The sequence below is a fragment of the Brevundimonas sp. genome, assembly GCF_041688735.1.
In the GTDB taxonomy this organism is placed as follows: domain Bacteria; phylum Pseudomonadota; class Alphaproteobacteria; order Caulobacterales; family Caulobacteraceae; genus Brevundimonas.
This window is the reverse complement of record NZ_JBDNHO010000111.1, coordinates 1-7,045: the sequence shown is the minus strand read 5'-3', so window position 1 is coordinate 7,045 and position 7,045 is coordinate 1. Positions and strand designations below refer to the sequence as shown.

Sequence of the window (7,045 nt, the reverse complement as noted above, 5' to 3'; positions counted from 1 at the left end):
TCCGACGCATCTGCTTGTTCGTCAGCCAAAACAGATCACTCATGACAGGCTCCTCCTGCCACCAGTGAATCAGATCGCCACGACCGTGTGAATCCCTTTAATGGGTCCTGAGCCTAGACCACTTTTGCTTCAGGTCGAATCGACCTGAATCCAAAAAATGGTCCCGAATCATGCTGGACCTAAATCTGATCCTTGATGGACTGCGTCCATCAAGACCGATTTCGCTCTAGTCGGGGCGGCGTTGGCCCGGCTCGTTCTCGTCCGTGCGTGGCAGTTGGCCGCGGCCGACGTTGCCGAGCAACTGCTCGAGGATCGTCAACTGACGTCCGCGGGTCGGAGTCTCGCGACCGTTCATGGCGAGGCGCTGTCCGTCGTCCAGGCCCAGGGTACGAACTTCCGCGACCTGACCGGCATCGTTGAAGGTGATCTCGGTAACGCTGCGCTGGGTCACCTGTGGCCGGTTGTAGGTATATTTCTCGGTGACCTGGCTGATGTAGTACCAGATGCTGTCGCGCTCGAAGGTCGATGTCGTCGACGGCGTGCCCAATTTTGTCAGCACAGTCTGCTTGCTGTCCGTTCCCGCGATGATGTCGGCCGGCTTGGCGTCGATGGCCTGAAAGCCGTTCTGGCCCACGATGGGAGCGCAGGCCGTCATCAGGACGGCGGCCGAAAGAGCGGCGAATACGAGCTTGGAACGGACCATGGGCGGCGCCTGCGACAGAACAAGGTCTTTGACCTAACCGGAGCCGAGCCTTAGTTCAACGCCGCGGCGGAAAAGGGGCCGCCTCATCATGCTCAAGAATCTCTTCCGAACCCGCTCCCGTGAACGCCTCGGCGAGCCGCTGTATGAACTGACGGTGGCACAGGCGCGCCAACCAGCCTTCTACGCCCAGATGGGCGTGGCAGACGAGATCGACGCGCGCTTCGAGCTGTATACGCTTCATGTCCTTCTGCTGGTCATGCGGACGAGGGACGAGGGTGAGCGGGGCGCGGAGGTCGCGCAGGACCTGTTCAACGCCTATGTCTCGGCACTGGATCACGCGCTGCGCGAGTTGGGCGTCGGCGATACCTCCGTCGGTAAGAAGATGCGCAAGCTGGGCGAGGCCATGTACGGACGGATGACCGCTTATGAAGGCCCCCTCAGAGCGGAAGACGAAGAAGGCCTTTCCGCGAGCCTCGCCCGAAACGTGCTGGTGAGCGAGAACGTGTCCGACGGAATGGCGCTGGCCCGTTACGCGCTGGACAGCCGCCGCCGTCTGGCCGCGCAGAGCTTCGCCGAACTGACGATCAAGCCGAACTGGGGTGATCTGAGCGCATGACCGTTCCTGCACTGCCCTTCAGCGATCCGGTCCGCCTGCATCTGAGTCCCGGGGGCGTCAACCGCAGGCTGGAGCCCGATGCGGCGACGCGTGGCCGAATCGCCAAGGCCCTGGACCTGGCCTCGCTGGACAGCTTCGTCGCGGATGTGAAGCTGGAGCCGACCGCCGCCGGCTGGCGGCTGTCGGGCCACGTCATGGCGAGCCTGGCGCAGCTTTGCGGGATCACGCTGGAGCGGCTTCCAGTTGAAATCGACACCCGGTTCTCTTTCCCGCTGGCCGAGGCGGTGGATGAGGACTCGGAGGAAATCGTCATCACGCTCGACGACGAATCGCCGGACCTGATCGAGAACGGCCAGATCGACCTGGGGCAATATGTGGTTGAGCAACTCGCCCTTCAGCTCGACCCCTTCCCCCGCAAGCTTGGCGCGGAGTTCGTTCAGCCGCCCGAGCCGGCCGAGATTTCGCCCTTCGCTGTGCTCAAGACTCGGCGTCCCGACGGCGAAGGTTGACGCAACGACCAGTTGGTTGCATCCCCCCATCGCGGCGCTATCGTCGCCGCCAAACTAGCGCCGGGGCTGACGGCGCGACGGAGTCGTAGCGGCTTGCCTTCCTCAACTGTGATCTCGCTCGATGCCATGGGCGGGGACCAAGGTCCGCCCGTCGTGGTGGCCGGGGTCCGGGCCTATCGCCAGCGCCACGGCGGCGAAGGCGTGCGTTTCCTGCTGCACGGCGACGAAACGGCCATCCGCGCCGAATTGCTCCGTTGCGGGCTCGACGAGTCCGTCTGCGAGGTGCGGCACACCGACAAGGTGATCGCCATGGACGAGAAACCTGCGCAGGCCATGCGACGAGGTAAGGGCTCCAGCTTGTGGAACGCCATCGAGGCGGTAAAGCTGGGCGAGGCGGGGGCGGTCGTCTCGGCGGGCAACACCGGCGGCCTGATGGCCATCTCCAAGCTGATCCTGCGCATGTCGGCTCACGGTCTGGAACGACCGGCGATCGTCGCCAGCTGGCCGACGCTGCGGGGTGTGACGGCCGTGCTGGACGTCGGCGCCAACGTCGAGAGCGACGCCGAGCAACTGGTTGAGTTCGCCATTATGGGCGAGGCTTTCCATGCCGCAGTGCACAGCCACGGCGGGCGGCCGACCATCGGCATTCTCAATGTCGGCTCGGAAGACATGAAGGGCCACGACGAGGTGCGCGAGGCCCACCGCATCCTGCGCGCCGACGGGGCCGGGCTGAACCTCGATTACAAGGGTTTCGTCGAGGGCGACGACATCGCCAAGGGCACGGTCGACGTTATCGTCACCGACGGCTTTACCGGCAATATCGCCCTCAAGACCGCAGAAGGCGTGGCGCGATTCATCTCGGCCCTGATGAAGGAGGCCCTGTCGTCAGGGCCGATGGCCAGGGCCGGGGCGCTGCTGGCGTTGCCGGCGCTGAAGCGAATGCGCCAGAAGATCGACCCCGGCGCCATCAACGGCGGACCCTTGCTGGGCCTGAACGGCATCGTGGTGAAGAGCCATGGCGGTGCGGACGCCAAGGGCTTCGGCAACGCCATCCGCATCGCCGTCGATCTTGCCCGCAGCGACTATCTGGTTAAGGTCAGCACCAGCCTGCAGCGACTGACCACGGTGCTTGAACAGTCGCCCGCGCTGGTCGAGCCGGTGACGGAGCCTGCTCAGTGAGCGTCATTCGCAGCGTCGTGACGGGCGTCGGCTCCTATCTGCCGGAACAGGTCATCACCAACGCCGATCTGGCCAAGTTCGTCGACACCTCCGACGAATGGATCGTCGAGCGGACCGGCATCCGCCAGCGCCATAAGGCCCGCGACGACCAGCCGACCAGCGACCTGGCGGTCGAGGCCGCCAAGAAGGCCTTGATCGACGCAGGGCGAACGGCCAGCCAAGTCGATCTGATCATCGTCGCCACGACTACACCGGACATGACCTTCCCGTCGGTCGCCTCGATCGTTCAGCGCAAGTTGGGCGCGCCGATCTGCATCGCCTTCGACATTCAGGCCGTGTGCACGGGCTTCGTTTATGCGCTGAGCGTGGCCGACGGCTTCGTCGCCCGCGGCTTGGCCAAATGCGCGTTGGTCATCGGCGCCGAGGAGATGACACGGCTGATGGACTGGACCGACCGGTCGACCTGCGTCCTGTTCGGCGACGGTGCCGGCGCGGTAGTCGTCGAGCCGCGCGAAGGGCAAGGGACCAAGGCCGATCGGGGCCTGCTGGGCTTCGCCTTGCGCTGCGACGGGACCAAGACGGACCTGCTGTACGTCGACGGCGGCCCAGCCACGACCGGTACGGTCGGCCATCTGCGCATGGCGGGAAATCAGGTCTTCCGGCAAGCCGTGGTCAATATCGCCGAGGCCATCACCGCCGCCTGCGCCGCCTCGAACATCGAGGTTGCGGACGTCGACTGGTTCGTGCCGCACCAGGCCAACCAGCGCATAATCAAGGGCGTCGGCGACCGGTTGGGTCTCGACGAACACAAGGTGATCTCGACCGTCGCCATGCATGCCAACACCTCGGCGGCGTCCATCCCACTGGCCCTCGACGCGGCCATCCACGACGGACGGATCAAGCGTGGCGACCTGGTGCTGCTGGAGGCCATGGGCGGCGGTTTGACCTGGGGCGCATGCGCCTTTCGTCTGTAGGGCGTAATTCGCCTTTCCATTTGATCGCGCTTGCCCTTTTATGCGCGGGACGGAGCAATCCAGGGGAGCGGACCAGTGGCGCAGCACCAGACACTCACGCGGGCAGATCTGTGCGAGGCCGTCCACGAGGAAGTCGGGCTCTCGCGTCAGGAATGCTCGGCCATGGTCGAGCGCACCCTCGAGCTCATTATCGAGTCTCTGGAACGTGGCGAGACTGTGAAGCTGTCTGGTTTCGGCGTCTTTCAGGTCCGCGATAAACGCGCTCGCATGGGCCGCAATCCCAAAACCGGCGAGCCGGCCGCCATCCACCCGCGCCGGGTCATCAGCTTCCGCGCCTCCCAGATCATGAAGGGCCGGGTCCACGACGCCGTCCTGGAGGCCTGATCCCACGTGGCCAAAAGCCCCAACGCCTTTCGCACCATCTCTGAAGCCGCTGACGAAGTCGGCGCGCCGCAGCATGTGCTGAGGTTCTGGGAGACCAAATTCACCTTCTTGACGCCGCTGAAGCGCGCGGGCGGGCGGCGCTTTTATCGCCCTCAGGACCTGGTGCTGCTCAAGGCCGTGAAGCGTCTGCTGCATGCCGAAGGCCTGACTATCAAGGGCGTCCAGCGCCTGCATCGCGAACTGGGCGTCAAGCGTCTGGCCGTCTATGGCGATCCGGCCGGCGCGGTGTCGTTCGAGCCGGAAGGTGGCTCGCAAGAATCTATTGCGAAAGGCGTCTCCTCGGCCCGTCTACGGCAGGTTCTCGCTGATCTGGAAGGGGCGCGCGCACGTCTCGAGGTCGTTCTTTCGAGAACCGCCTGACGGATCGTTTTTGGGTTTGCGGCGCGACGGCCCCCCGTCTATAGGGAGCGCCTCTCGGAGCGTGGCGCAGCCTGGTAGCGCACTTGACTGGGGGTCAAGGGGTCGCAGGTTCGAATCCTGTCGCTCCGACCATCTTCCTCAATGAAGACGGTTGGTTGAAGGGGCCGCTTTCGGGCGGCCCCTTTGCAATTGGATGCAGAGTCTATTTCTTGCCGCCTTCGGCCCAGCTGATCAGGGGGAACAACGGCACACCCCAGGCGATGCCGGCCACCCCGTAGAAAAGCAGATCGATCCACATCGAGTCCGGCAGGCGGTCACCGATAGCGATAACGGCCCAGACATAGGCCGCGAGAAAGGCCAGAGCCCCGGCTGCGGCGATGAAACGACGGGTTCGCGGGCCCATGTCAGCGCTTGCTCCGGAACAGGAAGAAAGCCCCGAGCGCGAGGGCCGAGCCGGCCAGGGACCACAGCACCCAGGTCCACTCGTCCATCGTGCCGACGGCGAAGACACGTACGGCCAGGAACCAGCCGGTGACGGCGGCGACAGCCGAGACCAGGGAGGTGGCGAAAAGGCCGCGGCGACCGCTGACCAGATCGGCCAGCCAGGCCAGGGCGAAGGCCCCGAGGACGGCGACAATGATTTCGACGTAGGGCAACCGGCCTCTCCAGACTTGCGGCGATCCGACGCCGATAAGCGACTCGATCTCGCCTCACCGTGCGGGCATACCGCTGAGGTCGGCGCGATCCACGGACGCGTACACACTCTAGCGGTTAGGATAGCAGGCGTCGAATGAAGCGTTTCATCGGTGGCGATCAGAATCGCGCGGTCGCCCTCTGGCTGTTCGCATGCGCCGGCCTCGTGTTCGCCATGGTCGTGGTCGGCGGAATCACCCGTCTGACCGGATCAGGGCTGTCGATCACGGAATGGCAGCCGATCATGGGCGCTCTGCCGCCGATGAATGCGTCTGACTGGAATACGGCATTCGAAAAATATCGCGCCATCCCGCAATACGCCCAGGTCAATGCCGGTATGAGCCTGGTCGAGTTCCAGGGCATTTTCTGGTGGGAGTGGGCGCACCGGCTTTTGGGTCGGCTGATCGGCGCGGCTTTCGCCCTGCCATTCGCGGTCTTCCTGATCCTGCGCCAGATGCCCCGACGGCTGATTGTGCGCTGCTGCGTACTGTTGGCCATGGGTGGGCTGCAGGGACTGATCGGCTGGTGGATGGTGTCCAGTGGCCTCTCCGAGCGGGTCGATGTGGCCCCGGAACGGTTGGCGGTTCATCTGGGCCTCGCCCTGCTGATCTTCATGGGACTGATCTGGACCGGACTGGAGGCCTGGAATGGCGAATCGTACTCGCGGTCTCCGATTGGCTGGAGCCGTGCCGCGACCGTGCTGCTGGGGGCGATCTTCTTCCAGTGCCTGCTTGGCGGGCTGGTGGCGGGAGCCAAGGCGGGCTTTGTCTATACTGACTGGCCGCTGATGAACGGCGCGATCTTGCCGCCCGTGTCATGGAGCCAGGGTGGTCTGGCCTTCCTGCACGATCAAGCTCTGGTCCAGTTCAATCACCGCATCTGGGCCTACGTCCTGCTGATCGGCGGGACAGCCTATGCGGTTCAGGCGTGGCGCTGGCGGCTGGCCGGGGGGCTGGGTGCGTCAGCCTTCGCCGTGGCGGCGGCCCTGTGGCTGCAGGCCTTGCTCGGGATCGTGACCCTGATGAGCGCCACCCCCCTGTGGTTGGGGGCCCAGCACCAGGCCGGAGCCGCCCTGGTGCTGGCGGCGGCGACGGTCAACCTGTGGCTGGTCCGCCGCTCGCAGACCCGGCTGTTTACGTCCGGACCGAGGTCCAGGGGCCTCTGATCGCGAAGGTGATCCCAGGGTACTGGATGTTGACGAACATCACCTGACCATCCGGGGAGAAGCAGGCCCCCGCGAACTCGCTGTTCCCGGTGAAGACGTTGCGGGCAACGGTGTAGAGCTGCCCGTCCGGCGTCACGCCCTTCACATGGTTCCGGATCTGGTTCGAATAGTTGTCCTCGCAGACGACCAGATGGCCCCAGGGCGCGACACAGATATTGTCGCCCATATTGATGGTCTTCTCGTCGGTGCTCTCGACGAAGAGCTGGATCCGTCCCGGGCGCAGTCGCTCGCCGACCGAGCCCTCGAAACGCGACGGGACATAGCGCAGGATTTGTCCGCGCTTGATGGGCCCGCCCGAGGTGGCGGTCAGATACATTTCGCCCTCGCCCCAGAAGATGCCCT

Annotated in this window: 11 protein-coding genes and 1 tRNA gene; 8 read left to right on the top strand and 4 right to left on the bottom strand. The window is 64.9% G+C overall.

Features of this window, described 5'->3' with window-relative positions:
• Positions 1-226: 226 nt before the first annotated feature.
• Complete coding sequence (locus tag ACESMO_RS11765) at positions 227-703, bottom strand: outer membrane protein assembly factor BamE (protein ID WP_372708335.1); 477 nt, start codon at positions 701-703, stop codon at positions 227-229.
• Between the two features lie 88 nt (positions 704-791).
• On the opposite strand from ACESMO_RS11765, the gene ACESMO_RS11760 reads away from it, so the two are divergent.
• From ACESMO_RS11760 to ACESMO_RS11730, 7 genes are all read left to right on the top strand, one after another.
• Entirely contained in the window at positions 792-1,319 is a 528-nt protein-coding gene (locus tag ACESMO_RS11760; protein ID WP_372708334.1) for a ubiquinol-cytochrome C chaperone family protein, read from the top strand.
• The gene (locus ACESMO_RS11755) at positions 1,316-1,828 is read left to right on the top strand and encodes a DUF177 domain-containing protein (RefSeq protein ID WP_372708333.1); all 513 of its coding nucleotides are present in this window, start codon (positions 1,316-1,318) and stop codon (positions 1,826-1,828) included. Before ACESMO_RS11760 ends, ACESMO_RS11755 begins: the two co-directional genes overlap by 4 nt.
• A 93-nt stretch (positions 1,829-1,921) precedes the next feature.
• A complete protein-coding gene (gene plsX / locus ACESMO_RS11750) occupies positions 1,922-3,007 on the top strand; it encodes a phosphate acyltransferase PlsX (RefSeq protein WP_372708332.1) in 1,086 nt (361 codons plus the stop codon).
• Positions 3,004-3,981: a beta-ketoacyl-ACP synthase III gene (locus ACESMO_RS11745; RefSeq protein WP_372708331.1), complete on the top strand. Its 978-nt coding sequence runs from the start codon at positions 3,004-3,006 to the stop codon at positions 3,979-3,981. The genes plsX and ACESMO_RS11745 overlap by 4 nt, the downstream gene beginning before the upstream one ends.
• A 75-nt stretch (positions 3,982-4,056) precedes the next feature.
• The gene (locus ACESMO_RS11740; RefSeq protein WP_372708330.1) at positions 4,057-4,365 is read left to right on the top strand and encodes an integration host factor subunit alpha; all 309 of its coding nucleotides are present in this window, start codon (positions 4,057-4,059) and stop codon (positions 4,363-4,365) included.
• A 6-nt stretch (positions 4,366-4,371) separates the two neighbouring features.
• Positions 4,372-4,785 carry a MerR family transcriptional regulator gene (locus ACESMO_RS11735; RefSeq protein WP_372708329.1) on the top strand — a complete coding sequence of 138 codons (414 nt, stop codon included), beginning with the start codon at positions 4,372-4,374 and terminating at the stop codon, positions 4,783-4,785.
• A 55-nt stretch (positions 4,786-4,840) separates the two neighbouring features.
• Positions 4,841-4,917 (top strand) — tRNA-Pro (locus ACESMO_RS11730).
• Between the two features lie 70 nt (positions 4,918-4,987).
• Here ACESMO_RS11730 and ACESMO_RS11725 read toward each other — a convergent pair.
• The gene (locus tag ACESMO_RS11725) at positions 4,988-5,188 is read right to left on the bottom strand and encodes a DUF2842 domain-containing protein (RefSeq protein ID WP_372708328.1); all 201 of its coding nucleotides are present in this window, start codon (positions 5,186-5,188) and stop codon (positions 4,988-4,990) included.
• Position 5,189: 1 nt separating this feature from the next.
• Positions 5,190-5,441, bottom strand: a complete 252-nt coding sequence (locus tag ACESMO_RS11720; protein WP_372708327.1) for a transglycosylase — start codon at positions 5,439-5,441, stop codon at positions 5,190-5,192.
• A 134-nt stretch (positions 5,442-5,575) separates the two neighbouring features.
• Between ACESMO_RS11720 and ACESMO_RS11715 the strand changes: the two genes are divergently transcribed.
• The gene (locus ACESMO_RS11715; RefSeq protein ID WP_372708326.1) at positions 5,576-6,643 is read left to right on the top strand and encodes a COX15/CtaA family protein; all 1,068 of its coding nucleotides are present in this window, start codon (positions 5,576-5,578) and stop codon (positions 6,641-6,643) included.
• Here the strand turns inward: ACESMO_RS11715 and ACESMO_RS11710 are convergent.
• A partial coding sequence (locus ACESMO_RS11710; protein WP_372708325.1) for an alkaline phosphatase PhoX occupies positions 6,612-7,045 on the bottom strand: 434 nt, incomplete at its 5' end. The two genes, ACESMO_RS11715 and ACESMO_RS11710, sit on opposite strands and share 32 nt — an antisense overlap.

Coding starts and splice junctions, on each gene's coding strand:
- ACESMO_RS11765 (WP_372708335.1), bottom strand. CDS start 703: ATGGTCCGTTCCAAGCTCGTATTCGCCGCTCTTTCGGCCGCCGTCCTG.
- ACESMO_RS11760 (WP_372708334.1), top strand. CDS start 792: ATGCTCAAGAATCTCTTCCGAACCCGCTCCCGTGAACGCCTCGGCGAG.
- ACESMO_RS11755 (WP_372708333.1), top strand. CDS start 1,316: ATGACCGTTCCTGCACTGCCCTTCAGCGATCCGGTCCGCCTGCATCTG.
- ACESMO_RS11725 (WP_372708328.1), bottom strand. CDS start 5,188: ATGGGCCCGCGAACCCGTCGTTTCATCGCCGCAGCCGGGGCTCTGGCC.
- ACESMO_RS11715 (WP_372708326.1), top strand. CDS start 5,576: ATGAAGCGTTTCATCGGTGGCGATCAGAATCGCGCGGTCGCCCTCTGG.